Source organism: Photobacterium indicum, assembly GCF_003026215.1.
In the GTDB taxonomy this organism is placed as follows: Bacteria; Pseudomonadota; Gammaproteobacteria; order Enterobacterales; family Vibrionaceae; genus Photobacterium; species Photobacterium indicum.
Genome location: NZ_PYOC01000002.1, coordinates 88,431 through 109,263 on the forward strand (window position 1 = coordinate 88,431; position 20,833 = coordinate 109,263).

The window sequence follows — 20,833 nt, forward strand, 5'->3', positions numbered from 1 at the left end:
ACTACACATTAGCTGCATAATGCCTGCAAATTGTCGCGAAAAGCTGCATATTTCAAGGTTAATCTGACAGATTGTCAGCACAGAGCCCATTATACTCAACCTATCTACTAGAATATCACCACGAATAGACAGGTTTAGCAATGGATGACCGTTCAACAAAAATGGGGCGATGGCAAGGTGCAGGCTTAATGGCCACCACATTATTAGGTACTGGCGTGTTTATTTTACCGCAAATGACCATTGATATTGCTGGCTATGGTGCGGTCTATACATGGTTATTGTTAACACTGACTATCATACCTGTCACCGTTGTCTTTGGGGCGCTAACAGCCAAATTCCCGCACGCTGCTGGTCCCGCTTATTTTGTCGAACAAGCCTTTGGTCAAGTCGCTGGTCGTTCCATCGGTTTACTTTTTTTATTTGTGGTGCCAATTGGTGCGCCTGCTGCGATTTTACTGACCTTCCATTTTGTCTATGCATTAACCCCTCTATCAGAACAGGGTTTATTGGCGGCAGAACTGGGATCATTATTATTGCTGTTTGCACTGAATTACAAAGGCATCCAGATATCTGCTAAGTTACAATTTTTACTGACATTAGCGATTATTATCGTCGTTATAGCGCTCTTTTTGATAATACAGTTAGGGCTAACAACTGGTGAATCGGCATTACAGACTTTTTCTACGGTATTACCACAGGAAAAGATCCAACCAAATCTAATTATGACAGCCGCAGGATTAGCATTTTGGAGCTTCCTTGGTGTCGAAGCCATGTCTCACTTAGCCAATGATTTTCGTAACCCCAAAAAAGATATGTTACCCGCAATGATGATCGGTACTGTCTTAGTCGGCAGTATCTACTTCTTATGTACATGGGTGTTATTACGTATGCCAATGCCTACCGACATTGTCGCGAGTAACTTACCAAGCAGCAATTTAGCCATGATTAATGCATTTAACTATGGCTTTGGCGGCTTAGGGGAACAAGTCATTGGTATTCTGGGGATTGCTGGCGGGTTAGCCACCGTTAATGTGTATACCGCTAGTTTATCTCGCTTAGCGTGGAGTTTCAGTAAAGACGGCGTATTGCCGCGTTACTTGTCGCCCCTTAATCAACACAATGTACCATCACGTGCTTTGGCTGCCATATTGATTGTAATGGGCTTAGTGATTGTACTGGCCTATGTGGCTAACCGAGAGCTGGAAGATTTGATCGCATGGGTTAATGGTGTGTTTGTGGTGATCTATTTTGCCTCAATGATGGCTGCCGCTAAGTTGTTACCTAAGCACTACCAACCACTCATTTTTCTAGGCTGTTTGTTCTGTGCTCTTCTCGCCTATGGGTTAGGTTTGAAAATGGTGTATGCCTTATTGTTACTAAGCCTAACCCTTCCCTTTCTAAAATGGCAACAGACTCACCTCGCCCGTGAATAATACGCCATCGCTACCTGCGTAGGCTCCTCTCTATCTTTGCTCGTCACACTATTTCCATACGGTAATAATCATTTACCATTTAATGGGATTATCATCATGTGAGAAATGACTACAATAGCAACCATCGAAACGGGGATGCGAACTTCTTCTCCCTTTCTCCCGAATTCTAATAGAGAGACACATCAACATGACTGAACAATTCATCAAATCAAAAGCTGCTATTGCATGGGGTCCAAACCAGCCACTTTCTATTGAAGAAGTGGATGTGATGTTACCGAAAGCTGGTGAAGTACTGGTACGCATCGTTGCAACAGGCGTCTGCCATACAGATGCATTTACGATGTCTGGCGATGATCCAGAAGGTATCTTCCCTGTCATTCTTGGTCATGAAGGCGGTGGTATCGTCGAGATGATTGGCGAAGGCGTAACGAGTGTTGAAGTTGGTGACCACGTTATTCCTCTTTACACTCCTGAATGTGGTGAGTGTAAATACTGTAAGTCTGGTAAAACAAATCTTTGCCAAAAAATTCGTGAAACACAAGGTAAAGGCTTAATGCCTGACGGTACAACTCGATTCTACAAAGACGGTCAGCCAATCTTCCATTACATGGGTTGCTCGACATTCTCTGAATACACCGTACTGCCTGAGATTTCACTGGCAAAAGTAAACAAAGAAGCACCACTTGAAGAAGTCTGCCTATTAGGCTGTGGTGTAACAACCGGTATGGGTGCAGTACTTAACACTGCCAAAGTACAAGAAGGCGACACTGTTGCAGTCTTTGGTCTGGGTGGTATTGGTCTATCTGCGATTATCGGTGCTCAAATGGCAAAAGCGAGTCGCATTATTGCAATCGACATTAACGAAAGTAAGTTTGATCTTGCTCGTCAATTAGGTGCTACCGACTGCATTAACCCAACTAAATTCGACAAACCAATTCAAGATGTAATTGTTGAATTAACGGATGGCGGCGTTGATTACTCATTTGAATGTATTGGTAATGTAAACGTAATGCGCTCAGCCCTTGAGTGCTGCCATAAAGGTTGGGGTGAATCGGTGATTATCGGTGTTGCTGGTGCAGGTCAAGAGATCTCCACCCGTCCATTCCAGTTGGTAACTGGTCGTGTATGGCGTGGTTCTGCGTTTGGCGGTGTTAAAGGTCGCTCTGAGCTACCTGAAATTGTTGAACGTTACATGGCTGGTGAATTCAAATTGAATGATTTCATTACGCACACCATGGGTTTAGATGACATCAATGAGTCTTTTGAACTGATGCACAAAGGTGAAAGCATCCGTACCGTTATTCACTTTGATAAATAAATACGATTACAGCGGCGGCGATAAAGCGTAGCCGCCTAACGACCTCATTGAGTGTCGACTAAACAGCCTTCATTCGAAGGCTGTTTTTTTTATTAAGCCGTGATGATTACTGCATCCAATATATAGGATTTGTTTCTTGTCGATATACTCATCATAACGACAAGGCAAAAGCGCAACAATGAGCAAAAAACATTTTATTTCACTGCCTATTCAGCTATTTCTATCTGCCGTTATTGCTTGGCTTCTCGCCACACTGTTACCACTTCCATCGAATATAACGCAAACGACGGCTTTTCAATTACTGATGCTGACAAAAACAACCTATATTGGGCTGTTAAAAATGGTGGTCGGTGCGGTTGTGATGTTTTCTCTGCTACAAGGGATCACCAGTTTAGGATCCACATTACGACTGAAAACTCTGGGTTATAAAGCAGTATTGTTTTACAGCTTTACCTCATTAATTGCGATTACATTAGGGTTAGGCTCATCCCTCGCCTTGCCCGCCTGGCCACAGCTGATCGATACTGCATCGGTTTCAGTTGGTGAAAATGTACAACTAATTGATAATACTGCCGCTTCTGGTGGTGCTATTGCAGAAAAGCTATTCAATATGGCATTGGCTAATCCTTTCTCTGCACTTACTAATACAAATTTGCTCGCTATTGTTGTTTTTTCTCTGCTATTTGGTGTGGCGCTACTAACAAGCTTACCGACTAAACATCCTGTGTTTGAGGTTATCTCTGGCGTTAACAGTGCTTTGAACCGTTTTGTCTCGGGTATTATTCGCTTCGCACCCATAGCTGTTTTTGCCATTGTTTTCGAGTTTACAGCCACCAGCGGTAGCGCTATTTTTGGTCAACTCGCCCAATTCGCTTTATTAGTTTTCGTACTCACACTGATTCACGGCGGTGTCGTATTACCCGTTATCGCCAAGCTAGCAACGGGCATAAAATTCAGTACGTTATTTAAAGCATTGTCAGCACCTATGGCCATGGCGTTCGCAACATCATCGAGTTCTGCAACCTTGCCGTTATCGATGCAAACAGCAGAAAATGAGTTAGGCGTTTCACAGTCAACCAGCAGCATGGTGCTTCCCCTAGGGGCTATCATGAATATGGATGGAACAGCGCTATTTGAAGGCGTAGCAGCTATTTTCTTGGCGCAGCTTTACGGCGTTGATCTGGGTACTAGCGGTTTAATAATGATCTTCATTATGGCGATGGTATCGTCAATTGGTGCGCCGGGTATGCCTTCTGGCTCTATGTCTGGTATGCAGTTAGTACTACTTGCAGCAGGCATACCATTAGAAGCGATTGCTATCTTGCTGATCATTGAACGTCCACTTGATACCTTCCGTACAGCGGTCAATGTTGAAGGTGATATTATCGCCGCTTATGTTGTCGACAAATGGCAACGCTCATAACCAGTAAGGTAATGCCACGATGTCTTTAAAACAACGACAAAAGACCAGAAACAGCTCGTTAGTAACCACACTTGCTTTGTTAAGGCGATGAGTGGTCTCAAGATATGTTTATATCTACGTTTAAATAAGTTGTAAGCTGCAATCTTTGTTGAGTTATATCGTTGAATATAAGACATAAATACACCAATATACGCACTTACATTGAATTGAGGTGCGTATGTCTGAAGTTTCTTTACTTAATAGTCCTAATGAAAGCCTTGCAAAACGGGTAGTGCTTGAAGGTGATGACGCTATCCACCTATGGCTAAAGGGTAAAGACGCTTGGAATCAATGGGTGGAAGATAATCCAGAAGCTGATGTCAGTTTTGAGGATGTTGACTTCAGTAAATATGCCCCACGTCTTCAAGCTGACCATTCTTCATTAGCGCATTCATTTCGTGATTTTCATTTCCCAAACGGAGATATTACATTTTCAGGAACTCATTTTGGGAATACAGATGTAGATTTTTCAAACATCACCTTTGCAAAAGGCAAGATAGATTTTTCTTATGCAAACTTTGGTGAAGGTAATGTGGATTTTGCCTATACTCAGTTTGGCGATGGAATCGCAACATTTATACAAACGTCATTTGGTGATGGAAATGTATATTTTACTGAGGCTAAATTTGGTAATGGAATAATACTGTTTAGTAATAGTAAATTTGGGCAAGGTAATAAATATTTCTCTGAAGCAACTTTCGGTAATGGCAGGGTCACCTTTAGGGATGTCAATTTTAATAGTGGAGACGTGTGCTTCACTAATGCAACGTTTGGTATTGGAAAAGTAGACTTTAGTAATACTAAATTTGGGGACGGAATCTTATCTTTCATTAACACTGAGTTTGGTGAGGGAGATGTCGATTTTTCAAAAGTAGAATTTGGTGATGGTAACGTAAGATTTGCTAACTCAATCCTCGACAGTGGAAAGGCGGATTTCAGCCGCACAGTATTTGGAAATGGTGATGTAATTTTTTCAAATGTTGATTTTGGTGAGGGAGATGTCGACTTTTCAAAAACAAAGTATGGCTACGGAGATATCGATTTTACTAAAGCAAGGTTTGGCTTGGGACAGACAGACTTCTCTGAAGCTAAATTTAGTGATGGAAATATACGTTTTTCGGGTGCAACAATAGGATCTAACTCTTTTCTATTTGAAAAAAATACAATAAAGGGATTTGCATATTTTAATGACTTACTTGGTTTAACATCAACCAAGCTTATTAGTTTCAGACATTCAATCTTCGAAAAATCCCTAGACTTTTCAGTGAAAGGTATGGGGTGTATTCCTGATTTCACAAGTACTAAAACTACAAATCAAGTTGTGTTACAAGAGCTAGAATATAAGTTACGGAGGGAAGGTTCTTGGTTTAAAGAACAAGCCACAGATATAGATGACATTGCCCGCCTAAGACGCATCAAAGAAATAGCCGAAAACAACAAAGACCATGCCGCAGCACTTCGTTTCCATGCAGACGAAATGAGAGCTAAGCGTTGGCATGAAATGGGGACAAGTGCGTCTCTACTGGATATGTGCTTCTCTGGTTTGAGTAATTACGGGCAAAGTATCCTAAGACCATTTTCAGCCCTGTGTACATTGATGCTCACTATGGTTTTGTATGTAGTAGGCTTTGCTTTCCCATTAAGCCTTAACCCGAAAGACTATTCACAATGGCTGTCTAATACCCTTAACATAGATTTTTCCACTTATCTCTATGGCTTCGAGTTGGCGGTTTCAAGTGCCCTGCCTTTCATATCTAGTTCTAGGAATGTTAATAAGACAGCAGGAGAAGCCCTCGCCGATACCCTACCAAGTTACTTCGGCGCAATAAGCCTTGTCTATGGTGGTCTTTGCTTCCTGTTCCTATTTCTCATTGGCCTAGGATTACGTAACCGCTTCAGGATTTAAGTAGATCCCAATGGCCTCGGAAGATGATCAAACATCATAGAAAGTAATCGCCATAGGTATCCGAAGATGCTGCTGGCTTATTCCCCCGACAATAAACATGACATTAGTCACACTATTTTGCTAGAATCCCGCGGTTTTCTACTTACTTCCCACCTTGAGGGTTTTATGAACAATAAAAGTCTAATAACCAATATTATTTCATTGTTGATTTTGCTTATTGGCTATCTCACAAACCAGCAAATTGTCATGTTCTGCGGTTTATTTGCATTTTCTGGTGCGCTAACAAACTGGTTAGCTATTCATATGTTGTTTGAAAAAGTACCAGGCTTGTATGGCTCTGGGGTTATTCCGGCTCGTTTTGAAGACTTTAAATTAGGCATAAAAACCTTAATGATGGAGCAGTTTTTCACCAAGCAAAACGTTGACCGTTTCCTTAGCAATGAAATGGCAAGCCCTGCTCAACTCGATCTTAAGCCTGTAATTGAGAAGGTCGATCTAAGCCCAACATTCGATTCTTTAATTGAAGTTATTATGAATTCTTCATTCGGAGGCATGCTGGTGATGATGGGTGGCGCAGAGGCATTGCAACCACTGAAAGAACCTTTTATTGAAAAAATGCAAGATGCCATTTCTGATATCAGTCAGCAAGACAGCTTCAAGCAAGCACTGAAAGATCAGATAGAACAGCCTGCGATGTTCGATGAAATTCGAAGCACGATCGAAGATATTATCGATCAACGCTTAAACGAATTAACGCCGCAACTAGTGAAAGAAATGATACAAAAGATGATAGCTGCACATCTTGGTTGGTTGGTGATTTGGGGGGGTGTATTCGGTGGCATTATCGGTATTATTTCGGCACTGATTACCGCGTAACATTGAATGTTCTGACTGAAGAATCCGCAACATAAAATACAATACCGCTTTATACTTTCACGAAATAATGACTATCACGTAATAATAAGTATAAAGCGGCATGTATATATACCCAAGCTACTTGGGTATAACACTTCGAATTACAATATTTTAGATAAGAACTGCTGTAAACGAGGATGTATTGTCGTATCGAATACATTTTCAGGTGTGTCACTTACCAGTAACTCACCATCTTCCATAAACAACACCCGGTCAGCCACTTCTCGCGCAAAGCCCATTTCATGGGTTACCACCACCATGGTCATTCCATCAGCAGCAAGTGCTTTCATTACATCAAGCACTTCACCTACCATTTCAGGATCGAGCGCCGACGTAGGTTCATCAAATAACATAACATCAGGCTTCATCGCCAATGCACGTGCAATAGCCACACGTTGTTGCTGCCCGCCAGATAAATGAGAGGGATACACATTCATTTTTTCAGCTAAACCAACGCGGTAAATCAAATCTTCTGCGTGTTGTTCTATTTCTTTAGCATCACGCTTTGTGACTTTCAATGGCGCAAGCATGACGTTTCCCTTCACTGTTTTGTGAGGAAATAAATTAAACGATTGAAACACCATACCCACGTTTTCACGTAATGCATTAATATTGCTACCACGGGCGTACATGTCCATGCCATCAATCATGATATCGCCTGAATTAATCACCTCTAACTGGTTCAAAGTACGTAAGAACGTTGATTTACCAGAACCAGATGGGCCAATAATAACAACCACTTCCCCACGCTTTATAGTTGCACTGACCTTTTTCAATGCATGGCATCCGTTGGGGTAGATTTTATCGACATTCGTAGCAACAATCATATCGTCGCCTTGGTAATTACTAGTCACTAGACGCTAACCTCTTCTCAATACGTTGCACTACCCATGATAGTGAAATAGTCAGTAATAAATACAAACCAGCAACCACAAACCACACTTCAAATGTTGCAAAGCTGCCACTAATTACCTCTCGCCCAGCTTTGGTTAAATCAGTAATAGAAATAACAGATACTAATGAAGAATCTTTAATTAGCGTAATAAGCTGCCCCGCCATTGGCGGTAATGTGCGCTTAAATGCTTGAGGTAGAATGACGTAAGCCATTGCCTTGGGGTAATTCATCCCTAATGAACGCGCCGCTTCCATTTGCCCAGGGGGAATAGATTGAATACCCGATCGAATGATCTCTGCAATATAGGCGCCAGTGAAAACAGACAGCGCCACCACACCTGCTGTGAATCGTTCTAAATCAAATATTGTGCCTAAGAAAAAATAGACAATAAAGATTTGGACTAGCAGCGGCGTACCACGAATAATTTCAACGTATAGAAACGAGAGATTTTTAGTCACAGGGTTATTTGAAATTCGCATCAAACCTGCAACTAAGCCGATAATCACGGCAAAGAATAAGGATATAACCGATATTTTCAGGGTTACCCACAACCCTACGATTAAAGGACCGACAGACCAATTTTCTGACTGGGCAAGAATATCACCCTCGAAAACAATATCGCTATCAGCAACAAACAGCTCGTCGTACTGAGTCACAACCTGTGGTTGATCATCGTAATCGAAATTAACAACCAATGAGCCATCATCGTTAATAACAACACTACCATCGCCACCCGCTCTCACTTCTAGTGGAGAGGTATCAATCAAGAAAGGCGTCACCCTTTCCCACTGCCAGTTATAGTTAATTTGTTTTGAGGATTGGTAAATACCAAAAATAGACAGCGCGACGATAACTACAAAAATGCCGTGCCACAACCAACGATTAGACGTCCTAAGCATAACTACTTCCATTAGGCGTATTGGAGATTAAAACAAGAAGATAAAAAATTGGCCAGGCACTACGCGCCTAGCCAATAAAAGTTACTGTACTTGTTTTAACCAGCTGTCATTTTTAAACCACTTATCGTAAACACGATCATAAGTGCCATCGCCTTTAATCTGGCGAAGGAAGTTATTCAAAAAGTTCAACATGTCGCTATCGCCCTGTGCAATAGCCCAACCTAAAGGTTCATAGGTAAATGGTTGTTCTAGGTGAATAACTTTGCCGTCATTTTGTGACGCATAAATCGCGTTAAATGGCATATCGTAAATGAACGCATCCGCTTTACCGTTAGCCACTTCTAGTACAGCATCCGATTGCGTTTCGAAAACATTTAGCTTCGCTTTGCTAATCATGCGCTTAATAGCTTGCTCGCCCGTTGTACCTAGCTTGGTTGCAATCGTATATTTACTGTCGTTCAAGTCTTTATAGCTAGTGATTTCACCCTCAAGCTCAGGATTTATCAGAATAGATTGACCAATAACAATGTATGGGTCAGCAAAATTCACGCGCATATTACGCTGTGCATTGATTGTCATACCGGCATTGATCATGTGGCACTTACCCGTCAACAATGTAGGAATGATGCCATCCCACGCGGTGTTGATAGGTACATACTTAACACCCATTTGGCGAGCCATCTGCTTGCCAATATCAATATCAAAACCAATGAATGAGCCATTCTTACTCTTCATTTCAAACGGCATATAACCCGCATCAAAACAAACACGTAGTTCGCCTGATTTAGCTATATCGTCAAGAATAGGACCCGCAGTAACGGCAGCAGAAGTACTCATTAAAGCTACAGCGGCAACAATGCCACTCAGTAATTTACGCATAAACATCCCTGTTATTTGTCGCTGCTTCAGTAATGAATCAAAACAATCAATTTGTTTTTAACAGCATGTATCAAAAAAGATACTACCGTTTTATAGCAAATAAACCGCTAGTAACTCAAACATCTACAACACATAAAATAACAAAACCCTTAACATCTGACATAACCAAAACAAACTAACGGTGGCTTTAAAGTATAAAATTAGTGGTAAGTTCTACGTAGAGAGATAAATACATGATCACATGTCACTGCTGAATAGATATGTGAAACTTTAGAAAATATATTTAATTTATGTATAAATCCTATTTAATGCCTTTTTTTAATGATCATTGCCCCACGCATGAAGCATATCGCTTAAAAAATCATCCCTTGATGTAATACATATGACAAATTCATGATTTTTCATTGATGTCGTCACAATTTGCACCATAATACTGGATATAAATACAGTTAATATCGGCATAGAGGCGAAGCTGTGAGAATAACAAACCCTAAGAGCACCAGTGGCTAACTTCAATACACATTTGAATTATGCGGCTATCGCCAGTAGTTTAGCGGCCACCGCTTTATTATCGGCAGGAAACATACAGCCTATTACTGCACTATGGTTGACCTTTTTAGGCACTATCGGTGGATTATTGCCTGACATCGATTCAGACAATTCAACCTCTATGCGCACCCTGTTTAGTTTATTTGCTTGCGTATGCAGCTTTGTCTTAATTTGCCACCTCTATGCGCAAGTCACAATGCTAGAACTTGTTTTGGCAGCTGTGGCTTTTTATATATTTATTCGTCATAGCGCAAAGTCATTTTTTGAAAAACTCACCATCCATAGGGGCTGTTGTCATTCGTTGGCCTTTATTGCATTACTGAGTATGTGCATTGTATGTATGACCCACTATATGGGGTATAGTAATGCGACCAGCTGGCTATCTGGGTTATTCGTCGCTTTTGGTGGGGTGCTACATCTTGCATTGGATGAATGCTATAGCGTTGATTTAGCCAACCGAAAGTTAAAGTCCTCTTTTGGTACTGCGATGAAGGTTATTTCTTTTAAAAACCCTTTCATTAGCACAGCGCAATTGATTGCGGTTGTTGCCTTATTTCTTATTGCCCCCCCCCTTCAACTCAACAATAGATTTGCTCTCTGATTGGCATCGCTTTCAGTTTCGACCTGAGTGGCTTAATCTACAAGTCACTTCAAGCTGGTTAAAAGATATTCTTAGTTCAACGGCGGGTATTTTTCGAGGTGAAGTCCCTTCGTAGTAACGTCGAAACAAGAAAAATAAAGATGTAATTTCTTAACTGCGGAAACTGTACCACTACAAACAAACTCAACCATTTTTTGCCAAGTCTAAGGGCCGTGCTAGCTTTAATAGTGTAGCTACATGCCGGAAAAACAACATGAGTGAAACCAAACAGGCATTATGTGATTACTGCTGCCCTATCTCAAATATGGGCAGAAATGAGTCAGATGTTTTGCTAATTTAGCAGAACATGAATTAATTGATGTATGGCAAAACTCGCTTAGATAAGTGTCTTGTAGTACTCACGTCAAACACAGGCTAAGCCCCTTAACCAGTACAGTGCGTAAAATGGTAATTTGACTAATTGAATGCACAAGGAATAGGATATAAAGGCACATGACAATAATGTTCAGTTATATGCTGTATACCTTGATTAGTAAGAGCAATCCAAATGTCTAATATAGTTCAGTTCTCTATGTTCAGTGGTAGTAAGAAGACTAACACTACCCCACCAATCAAATCACCAAGCCCTAAAGCTTTAAGGGAACAGGCAGCATTGCAGCAAGAGAATCGCTGCTACTTTTGTGGCAAACGTAAAGAACCGAAAGAGCTAAACTGGCTTAATAAGATTGGTTTTAAACAAAAGGCTTATGTTGTCTGCGGTACTTGTAGTTCTGAAGCTAAGTCACGTTCAATGGATGAGCTACGAATAATCCTTGCGCTGAAGGCTATGAATTTTAGAACTGTTAAAATTCAGCAGTACCTTGAGTTGAGAGAGAAAGGTGTTCAGATAGACGGTGTACGTAAATACAAGTTCCACTTTGAAATTATTGAGTGATTATGACCATGAGCTAAAGGTGAGTCGATAAGTGAAAACCAATAACTATCGACTTCATAGACACTAAGTCTGTAATAGAAAAATACCAAATGACGCTTAATTTATTAGCTGATATTTTTATTCGTCAGAAACTTTGGGGCAAGAACGTGTCAGACAGGTTGTCGCTGACACGTCTCAGGACAAGAATGTGTTAGTACTCTTGCACTAACTCTTACGATTCGGATTAGATAATGAAAAGTATACCCTTACTTGTTTAGTTGCTATCTCAATTGTAACCTTAAGCTGATAATTACTCTGAAATTCAAAAAGCAATTTTAATCAAACAGCCACGTTCTTGAAAAAATAACGCTCCAACTCCTCGATTTGTCCACTACATAGCAATTTCATTGCACTCTTAATATGTTCCAGCGGCCATTCCCACCATTGTATGTCTAATAACGACTGAATGGCTTTTTCATTAAATCGCTTTTTAATTACGAGGTTGTTACCGACAACTACAGAGTAAGGCTCAATATTTTTCGTAATTACAGCCCTAGCACCTATCACTGCACCGTCACCAATTTGAACGCCAGGCATGATCATCGCTTCACTGCCAATCCAGACGTCATTGCCTACTACCGTATCACCCGCTTTCTGGAATCCTTCTTTAACACCTTCACCAAACACTTCTGCTGAAAATGGAAACGTTGATATCCAATCAAGTCGATGTCCTTGGTTTCCCGCCATCATAAAAATTGCTCCCGACGCAATGGAGCAAAACTTACCTATGCGCAGTTTATCAATATCTCCAAACTGACCGCTTTGCCATGCATCCTCCGTTGTTTTGTCGCCTAACAAATAGCGTACAGCTTGTTCTTCAAACGACTTAGAATGATAAAATCCTGAATAATAGCTATAGTCTCCGACCTCAATATTCGGATTTTTAACGTGATCTTTTAGGTTTTGGCTTTCAAGCCAACTGCTGAATAACTCCATGTGTTAACCCTTGTCTAATTCATGTTGCCGAGAGTTTAAATAATCCCTATTATTTCCAGTAGTGTTCATTTAGACATTCAGAATTACCATATGGAAATAAAGTGGCTTCACTACATACCCATCTACATCGCATTATGTGAGGAAAAAAGCATTGCGGGGGCGGCTAAAAAGTTAAATTGTTCAAATGCCCATGTGAGTAGGCAGCTAAGACAACTAGAGGATATTTTGTCAGTTCAACTAATTCAAAGGACAACTCGACAGTTTAATCTTACTTACGATGGTGTTGAGTTTTATAAGCAAGTTAAGTACCTACTGGAGAGTGCTGAGGCCATTAATGAAAAGCTATGTTCAACAGAAAACGTCGCAGGCAAATTGCGTGTAGCGGCTTCAGCGTCATTCGGAGCGATGCTATTAACTGAACCCTTAGCCGAATTTTATCGGACTTACCCAGAGATAGAGATAGAGGTTATCTTCACTGAAAGTCCGTTAGATCTTATCGAGTCAGGCTTTGATGTTGCATTTTACCTTACAGACTCCCCGCCAGAAGGTTATGTTGGACATTACCTTCGCTCACTACATTGCAAGCCATTCGCACATAAGAGTTATATTAAAGAACAAGGTGAGATTGCGCATCCATCGGAACTCGGTAAGCTCAGTCATATTCTTTATAGGAATACAGAGTTCGCATTAGATAACTGGAAGTTTCTGAATAAAAAGTCCAAGGAAGATGTACATATTAAGCTACATGGAACATTCAGCGTCAATTTAGTCGCATCTATGGTCGATGCCATGTTAAGTGGATGTGGTGTAGCAATGCTGGATGAATTTGCACTGTCTAAACTGTCGCTGGCCACACGAAAAGAAGTGGTTCAACTCGTTCCCAATTGGAAAACGAGCCCGATATTGCCCTTATACATTCTCTATCCTAAAAGGCAACATTTGCCCAAACGTACCAAATTGTTTGTTGAATTTTTCCGAAACCACCTGAATGGTATTCAATCAAAGCAGCTCAAGTGATTAACATTAATCCTCAGCAAGAGGAACGAACTTTGTTTGTTGAAACAAGTATACCAAGATCATCGCATCACTTTAGGTATCTAAAAGCAGTATTAATAGCTTATGAATGAGTATCAGTACTAACAAAAAAAGGGGCAAAAACGTGATAGGAAAGGCTGGTTTGGTGGTGTAATTAAAGCTGACACTCTAAGGCACTATGTGCCCCATGGCGAGATGTCGTCATATTCTGCGAACCAAGAAATGTCAGTAAACCCGGACAATAAAAAAATCCATTGAGAGGCATAGTTTTTTGTAATTTTAGTTCACTTTGTTCAATTGCAAATATCGTTCTTTTTATTAACCGGGATCATAAGAACTCAGCCTTCACGGCAATAAAGGAGGCTAGGTATAGAATATATGTAGGAGGGCGAAATATGAAAAATGGCGACGAAAAAGTAACTGTTTATTACGATGGCAGCTGCCCGCGTTGTATTAAAGATCGTAATAATTATCAAAGTCTGGCAGGAGAGAAGAGCGATTCAGTATGCTGGGTTGATATTACCGGGCAGGAAAAGTTGCTGCAGCAGCTAGGTATCGACCCCCTGAAAGCATTGACCGAACTGCATGTAAAAACAGCAAGTGGGAAAGTTTTGAGCGAACTTGATGCGTATATCCTGTTAATGAGCCGAGTCAGTTGTCTTAAACCGCTGGCTTTTTTTATCGGCCTGCCGCTTATTCGTCCACTTCTGGCCCGCTATTATCACTATAGTGTGGCTAAACGGCTGAAGAAAAGCGGCCGCTACCCGCAGCGTCAAAATCGGAAATAAAAACCGCTTGCAGCTGAAAATTTTTCCATCTGCAATTGAACAAAGGAAGAGCTTATCAGCATTAACGAACTATCTGTCTGCTCGTCAAACACCTGCACCATATTGTCGACCACGCTGACCAGATAAGTCGCAATATCTTCAAATGCCGGGGGAGATAATACTGTACAGATTTTGTAAGCGACACCCATCACATGAGCAAATGTATGGCAAATTGCTATGAACATATTGTGAATGAGTTAAAGCTCTAACAAGCTTTGGGGCAAAGGCGAGTCAGCATAGATCTCGCTGACTCGATGGTGAATATTTCCGTGTTTCAAATTTTTCACAAAACACTACGGTCTAATACCATTAATTATAACAGCCAAGACCCTCTTTGCTGTCACTCACATGACTCTGAGCCTTGATAGCATTTAGATTCTCATGCTATTAAGACCATCAGGGTTCGGACAATAGCCTCATAAACAATCACGCATTAATAAGTACTAGAGAATCTAAGATCCCTTGACCGCTATGAATGCCACCTTCATTTTCACTGGCAGGCTTACTGCGAATTAAGTAACCAGCATAGCCGTCTAGCTCCGTTACAGGCTCTCCTTGATAATGGGCGGTAAACAAGCCGATTTCGCTCACAAGATCGTTCACTAACGTCTGCTTTCCATCACGAACCGCAATGGTTGGCGTATCTCGTTCATGCGGATACAAACGCTGCATCAATGCCCATGCGTCATACTCTTCTGGCTTCAATTTGGCTAATGTCTCACTGATCTGATCTCCAAACACACAGTGACCACCACCTTCGCCTTGGTTCTTGAGTACCCACTCTTGCTTATCGGCAGAGGTATTAAACCATTCGATTGCCTCCTTCGATATGGGTTTCATATCTGCCAATACACTCTTTACTAATCGGGCTTCTTCTAGGGTTAACCTCCAACGGGCATACTCTTGTGCAGGCATCATGGTCAGTAGCATCTGCATTGATTTACTCGTTGCAAGCTGCTGGCTGATGGTCGCGTTCATTGCCACGTAATGCATTTCAATAAACAGACGCGTTTGGCTTAATGTGTGACAGCAAATATCTTCATTCAGCTCTGGTGCCCAGTAGTCTGAATATTGATAGCCCGCACGTAAGTAAACCGTGTCAATTGCGCCAACATTTTCAAGAATTAGACGCTGATTTTCACCACTAGAGAGCTGAGTGCTCAATTGCTCAAAGGTGCGTCTTACTGTGCGAACCCCAATATTTTGCAATGCAACTTCCAATAGGTGCTGATCGTAAACATTGTCTTCATCTTTCTGCACAATCATCAGGAAGGTTGGCTTTTGTTCGTTCGCACTATCACCCAATTCAGCAAAGTGCGCCTTTACCTTTCTTGCTGAGGCGGCAATACCTATAGCGAGTTGTTCCATGCCGTGATTGTCTGCTGGTATTGCCGTATCGTCTTCTAACCAATTACGGTAGACATCGTTCCATTGATCTTGCACAAAGCAATGCAACTCTGTAGCGCGCTGACCAAATGGTCCCATACCAGCAGCAATACCATTGAATTCGATCACTTTTGCCCCATGCTGACGATCATCCATAAAATCGGTACGCATCAAAAGTAGTGGCTGGCGAGCAGGTTGCTGACGCTTAGTTACATCACCATGTGCTTGCTGATGCAGCTCCATCAAACGACCAAAAAACGGGTCTGCCTTTGCCATATCACTAAGCGACTCTTGCAGGAAATCATGATCTTCAGACACGTTGCTTACCAACTTAGCGATCAGTGGTGTAACAGAAAGCAGGTGTTGGTACACAGAGCGTTCCATCGTCATCGGTGCGATGCTGAATGGTACGTGCCTTGCCGTATTATCGGCCTGACGAAACGCGACTCCGTGCATAATTTCCCACTCAAGAATATCGTTAATGACGTCTTGAGGCATAAATTGCTTATTTTCGTTATTAATAGTGTCGTTATTAATAGTGCCGTTATTCATAATGTAATGACTCTTTCTATTTTATCACTTATGCCGCGCTCACAGCCGCTAGGCCTAGCGTGCTGTTTTGATGTTCGTTTTCTTCTTGCGCTTTCTGTGCAAGGTATAAATCTCGGTAATCGCCATCTTGTTCGATTAGCGCCTGATGTGTACCACTCTGTACCACCTTTCCGCTGTTCATCACCAAAATTTGATCGGCGTTTTGAATCGTCGATAAACGGTGCGCAACGGTGATAATAGTTCTGCCGTCTTGGATATTCTCAAGAGCCTGCTTTACCGTTTCTTCCGATTCACTGTCGATATTCGCCGTCGCTTCATCAAGCAGGAATATTTTCGGATCGTGAGAAATCGCACGAGCTAATGCCAATAACTGTCTTTCACCCACAGAAAGCGTAGCGCCGCCATCGCTTGGTTGATGATCAAAACCATCAGGTAAACGATGAATGAAGCGATCCGCTTTCACCATTTCGGCTGCTTGTATCGCTTTATCACGGCTAGCTTTTAGTGCTTTATTGTCATTGTCATTAAGCGTACTGTCATCACTCGTATAGCTATCACTAAAAGCAGCATCATGAGATAAATCAATATTATCAACGATTGAACCGCTAAAGATGGTTGGGTCTTGTGATACCAAGCCAAACAGCTTTCGCAGTTGTGATTCAGGCAGTTTATTAAGCGGTTGTCCGCCAATAAGGATGTCGCCTTGCTGCTGTTGATAAAAACGCATCAACAGGTTGATCACCGAACTTTTCCCGCTGCCGGTATGCCCAACAATCGCTGTAAACTCACCACCTTTTGCCGTAAAGCTGACATCTTTGAGTACTGGCTTATCGACTTCGTATCCCATGGTGACATTACGAAACTCAATATCGTTGCTATCATTTATCTTCACTTCCGGCATCGATTGATTATGAATTTCAGAATCATCGTCTAGCAGCTCAAAAATACGTTTCGAAGACACAGTTGCAACCTGCAATTTGTGCAATTCCATCGATAACTGTCGGAACGGGTCAAAGAAGCGCTCAATGTAGTTCAAAAACGCATATAAAGTACCAATCTCAACAACGGTCGACATCGATGCTCCTGCAAACCACGCTACAATGCCTGCTGCTGTCAACGTCGAAATCAAGCGTGTCAGTGGTAACAACATCAAGCTATCAATTGCGACTGACTTAGCACGGAAGTTAAACCAGCTTTGGTTATCTTTCTCAAACTTAGTTTGGAACGCCTTTTCTTGACGAAACGCTTGAATCAAAGCCATACCTTGCAACGATTCGTTTATTTGCCCGTTAATATTGCTGACTTGAACTCGAATGCCGTCAAACACTGACATTGAAATCTTGCGATACAAATGCATCGTCATCAACAAAATAGGAATCAGCACCAAACTAAGCAACATCAAACGCCAATCCAATAATGCAATTGCGATGAAAATAACCGTGATGCGCAATGCACCTTGAATCACGGTTGGAATCGTCGAAACGTACATATTCCGTAGCGATTCAGTATCGTTGGTAATGTAAGAGACCAGTTTACCCGTTGACAATTTATCGAACGTCGCAATAGGAAAGTTCAATACATGGCGGAATAGTTGTTCACGTACGTCTTTAACCACCAGCAATGCACTGTGTTTAAAGGTAACCGCTTGTAAATACCCAAACACCGCAGCAAGCACATAGAACAGCATCACAAGCCCGATCAATGTGATAAGTTGTTGCCATTCAAATTGCTGAGGCACAATGACCTCATCCAACACAATTTTAGCCAACCATGGAATCGCCATCTCGGCACTGACCGCAAGCGACAGCATCAAAAAGGCAAAGCTAAAACGCGCTTTGTGCGGCAATGAGAAGGTCAATAAACGGCGATAAAGCGTATTATCTTTCATTGATTCAGGCTTCTCAGCACTATTGTTTGTTCGAGCATTACTTGCTTGAGACTTACTCATCGTCTTTTCCCTCAATGCCAGTACCTTGAATAGCAGCATCGCCACTTATGGACAGCCCCAACTGGCTTTGACGTTGATAAACCATTGAATACCAGCCTTGATTTGCCACCAACTCATGGTGAGAACCACGCTCTTCTACTTGCCCATCATTGAGCACTAAAATATGATCAGCTTCGATAAGATTCGTTAATCGCTGCGTTACAAGCAACATCGTTTTATGCGAATAACGCGCCTTTAGGTTTTGACGAACTTGCACTTCAGTGTTCATATCTAATGCACTAAATGGATCATCCAACAAAAGGATATCAGCACCCGACAATAGAGCTCTAGCAAGAGTCAAACGCTGTTTTTGACCACCCGACAGATTCGTACCGCCCTCTCTAAGTGAAGTATCAAAGCCTTCAGGCATCGCTTCAATTTCTGCTCGAATACCCGCCATTTCAGCCACATGCTCGATTTCTGCTTGCGACGCATCAGGTTTCGCCAACGCGATATTCTCTGCGATAGTGCCTGAAAACAAGTGCGGCTTTTGAGGAACCCAAGCCAGCTTACTGCGTAAGGAACCAAACGTTAGGCTGTCGCTTGGCATACCTGAAATGTGAATTATTGACGGCTTCTCAAGTTGAAATTGGCGTAGTGCCAAGTGCAATAGCGTGCTTTTACCGCTGCCCGTTGGCCCAGTAATGCCGACCAACCCGCCCGATGGCAAATCAAATTTCACCTTATCGAGCGCTTTACGGTTCGCTTTTTGATAAGTGAATGACTTGATATCAAAAGACATACTTGCGTCCGCTGTTTTCGGCAGTGTTATGTCACCTTCTACGACTTCAATATTTTCAGCAAATAACTGCTCCAGACGACGCCATGACGTCTTACCTCGTTGAAATACATTGAACTGCCAACCAAACTGCATAAATGGCCCAAGTAGTTGCCCAAGGTAAAGTGTAAAGGTAGTAAACAATCCCACAGTTATGCTGCCTTGTTCTATCAACCATGCTCCGTAGCCCAGTGAAATGATGAACGACAGCCCATAGACTAATTGAATCGTGGGACCAAATGCCGCATCCACTTTTGCAACTAAAAGATTTGCATCTACCGTTTCATCTAAGGTTTTTCCAAAGCGCTGTTCTTGACGTTCAGAAATGCCGTGTGAGCGAACCGCACGAATACCCGATACCGTTTCACGAGTCTCTTCGGTTAGATCAGAAAACGCAGATTGCGCCTTACCGAACGCCTTATGTAGCTTGACACCATAGCGGCGAGTAATGAGTACTAGTAATGGGAAGGGAAGCAGTGCGACAGCGGTAAGTTCACCACTAACAACAAAGATCATTCCCAAAATGACCGTAATACCTGCGATCAAAGAGTCCACCAATGTCATAACCCCCATTCCCATGGTTTCTTCCACCGCATTAAGGTCATTGGTCGCATGTGCCATCAGATCCCCTGTACTTCTGCGAGCATAGAATGCAGGTGACAATTGAGAGAACTTTTGAAACAACTCACTTCGAATCACACGAGTTATCGCAATAGAAGCACCATATAGTTTGCTTTGCCATACAAAACGCAAACCGTACATTGCCGCGCCCGAGACTATAATCCCAACGACGTGAACAATCATCGTTTGAGTGTCTAATGTGTCCGTGCTAATGCCGTCGACAATTCGACCAATCAACCATGAAGGAATCAAATTGACCAACGCAACCACCTGCAATGCCGCAAAGGCAATCAGATAGTGTCGGCCAAACATTTTAAGGTAGCCCTTTAATTTCCAAAGAATATTCATAATTACACAATTTTCTCTTGAGCTTGGTTTGTCTGAGATTGGGGCGAATGGCACCGAATTGGCTGCATCCGCTTTCCATAACGATTGGCTAGCCCTTCACGATAGCGAGCCTTCACCATTCCAGCATTCGAAGTACCGTAACGAGCAATATCGTGATCATCAGGCAATGCAGGGGGCATACTCGCAGCACACATCGACTCACCCTCATTCAAATTAGCCGCAACAAAGTGGTGTAAAGAAGCCAGTGTTTCAAATGTCTCACTTCTCTCATTAACCGCAGGAGTCACTAACTCTAGTTGCGCTTCTGAAAAATCGGTGGTGATGTACGGGAGAGTAAGTGCAGAGCCCAAAGATACAGGGTGTGGTCGTTGAGAAAGCGACCCATTGGGTGTAATTCGAACCATTTCACGTTCAATTCCACGGCGAACATCACGCAGGGTTTCTTTCGCTTGATCGCTTGCTAAAAATTCCAGCATTTCTATAACTGGTGTCTTAACTTCAGAGGGGATAGCTTCATTTCTCATTTGTCTTAT

Annotated in this window: 17 protein-coding genes; 9 read left to right on the plus strand and 8 right to left on the minus strand. The window is 42.1% G+C overall.

Annotation, left to right across the window (positions count from 1 at the left end; all coding sequences use genetic code 11):
• Positions 1-140: 140 nt before the first annotated feature.
• The 5 genes from yjeH (at position 141) to C9J47_RS06380 (ending at position 6,995) form a co-directional block, all read left to right on the plus strand.
• Entirely contained in the window at positions 141-1,433 is a 1,293-nt protein-coding gene (yjeH, locus tag C9J47_RS06360; protein ID WP_107252780.1) for an L-methionine/branched-chain amino acid transporter, read from the plus strand.
• 187 nt (positions 1,434-1,620) lie between these two features.
• A complete protein-coding gene (locus C9J47_RS06365; protein WP_107252781.1) occupies positions 1,621-2,751 on the plus strand; it encodes an S-(hydroxymethyl)glutathione dehydrogenase/class III alcohol dehydrogenase in 1,131 nt (376 codons plus the stop codon).
• 178 nt (positions 2,752-2,929) lie between these two features.
• Positions 2,930-4,174 carry a dicarboxylate/amino acid:cation symporter gene (locus C9J47_RS06370; RefSeq protein ID WP_107252782.1) on the plus strand — a complete coding sequence of 415 codons (1,245 nt, stop codon included), beginning with the start codon at positions 2,930-2,932 and terminating at the stop codon, positions 4,172-4,174.
• Positions 4,175-4,391: 217 nt separating this feature from the next.
• On the plus strand, positions 4,392-6,119 hold the full coding sequence (locus C9J47_RS06375) for a hypothetical protein (protein ID WP_107252783.1): 1,728 nt from the start codon (positions 4,392-4,394) through the stop codon (positions 6,117-6,119).
• A gap of 165 nt (positions 6,120-6,284) precedes the next feature.
• The gene (locus C9J47_RS06380) at positions 6,285-6,995 is read left to right on the plus strand and encodes a DUF445 family protein (protein WP_107252784.1); all 711 of its coding nucleotides are present in this window, start codon (positions 6,285-6,287) and stop codon (positions 6,993-6,995) included.
• A gap of 140 nt (positions 6,996-7,135) precedes the next feature.
• Here the strand turns inward: C9J47_RS06380 and C9J47_RS06385 are convergent, their stop codons facing one another.
• The 3 genes from C9J47_RS06385 to C9J47_RS06395 all read right to left on the minus strand — a co-directional run bounded on the left by C9J47_RS06385 (position 7,136) and on the right by C9J47_RS06395 (position 9,707).
• A complete protein-coding gene (locus C9J47_RS06385; protein ID WP_006231614.1) occupies positions 7,136-7,861 on the minus strand; it encodes an amino acid ABC transporter ATP-binding protein in 726 nt (241 codons plus the stop codon).
• Between the two features lie 19 nt (positions 7,862-7,880).
• Positions 7,881-8,828 (minus strand): amino acid ABC transporter permease, encoded by a 948-nt coding sequence (locus tag C9J47_RS06390; protein WP_006231613.1) that lies wholly within the window; start codon positions 8,826-8,828, stop codon positions 7,881-7,883.
• A gap of 81 nt (positions 8,829-8,909) precedes the next feature.
• Positions 8,910-9,707 carry a transporter substrate-binding domain-containing protein gene (locus tag C9J47_RS06395; protein WP_006231612.1) on the minus strand — a complete coding sequence of 266 codons (798 nt, stop codon included), beginning with the start codon at positions 9,705-9,707 and terminating at the stop codon, positions 8,910-8,912.
• A 502-nt stretch (positions 9,708-10,209) separates the two neighbouring features.
• Here C9J47_RS06395 and C9J47_RS06400 point away from each other — a divergent pair.
• Positions 10,210-10,857: a metal-dependent hydrolase gene (locus C9J47_RS06400; RefSeq protein ID WP_245903333.1), complete on the plus strand. Its 648-nt coding sequence runs from the start codon at positions 10,210-10,212 to the stop codon at positions 10,855-10,857.
• Positions 10,858-11,404: 547 nt separating this feature from the next.
• The gene (locus C9J47_RS06405; RefSeq protein ID WP_107252785.1) at positions 11,405-11,791 is read left to right on the plus strand and encodes a hypothetical protein; all 387 of its coding nucleotides are present in this window, start codon (positions 11,405-11,407) and stop codon (positions 11,789-11,791) included.
• Between the two features lie 318 nt (positions 11,792-12,109).
• Here C9J47_RS06405 and C9J47_RS06410 read toward each other — a convergent pair whose 3' ends face one another.
• Positions 12,110-12,766, minus strand: coding sequence for a CatB-related O-acetyltransferase (locus C9J47_RS06410; protein WP_107252786.1), 657 nt, complete (start codon positions 12,764-12,766; stop codon positions 12,110-12,112).
• A 90-nt stretch (positions 12,767-12,856) separates the two neighbouring features.
• Here C9J47_RS06410 and C9J47_RS06415 point away from each other — a divergent pair, with 90 nt between their 5' ends.
• Both C9J47_RS06415 and C9J47_RS06420 read left to right on the plus strand, forming a co-directional pair.
• Positions 12,857-13,783, plus strand: coding sequence for a LysR family transcriptional regulator (locus C9J47_RS06415; RefSeq protein ID WP_107252787.1), 927 nt, complete (start codon positions 12,857-12,859; stop codon positions 13,781-13,783).
• Positions 13,784-14,196: 413 nt separating this feature from the next.
• Complete coding sequence (locus C9J47_RS06420) at positions 14,197-14,589, plus strand: thiol-disulfide oxidoreductase DCC family protein (protein ID WP_107252788.1); 393 nt, start codon at positions 14,197-14,199, stop codon at positions 14,587-14,589.
• Positions 14,590-15,054: 465 nt separating this feature from the next.
• Here the strand turns inward: C9J47_RS06420 and C9J47_RS06430 are convergent, their stop codons facing one another.
• The 4 genes from C9J47_RS06430 to C9J47_RS06445 all read right to left on the minus strand — a co-directional run bounded on the left by C9J47_RS06430 (position 15,055) and on the right by C9J47_RS06445 (position 20,824).
• Entirely contained in the window at positions 15,055-16,512 is a 1,458-nt protein-coding gene (locus C9J47_RS06430) for a glutathione synthase (RefSeq protein WP_211321728.1), read from the minus strand.
• Positions 16,513-16,594: 82 nt separating this feature from the next.
• Positions 16,595-18,514 carry an ABC transporter ATP-binding protein gene (locus tag C9J47_RS06435; RefSeq protein WP_245903335.1) on the minus strand — a complete coding sequence of 640 codons (1,920 nt, stop codon included), beginning with the start codon at positions 18,512-18,514 and terminating at the stop codon, positions 16,595-16,597.
• Positions 18,507-20,300 (minus strand): ABC transporter ATP-binding protein, encoded by a 1,794-nt coding sequence (locus tag C9J47_RS06440; protein WP_245903337.1) that lies wholly within the window; start codon positions 20,298-20,300, stop codon positions 18,507-18,509. Before C9J47_RS06440 ends, C9J47_RS06435 begins: the two co-directional genes overlap by 8 nt.
• 2 nt (positions 20,301-20,302) lie before the next feature.
• Positions 20,303-20,824, minus strand: coding sequence for a glutamate--cysteine ligase (locus tag C9J47_RS06445; RefSeq protein ID WP_245903339.1), 522 nt, complete (start codon positions 20,822-20,824; stop codon positions 20,303-20,305).
• Positions 20,825-20,833: the final 9 nt, after the last annotated feature.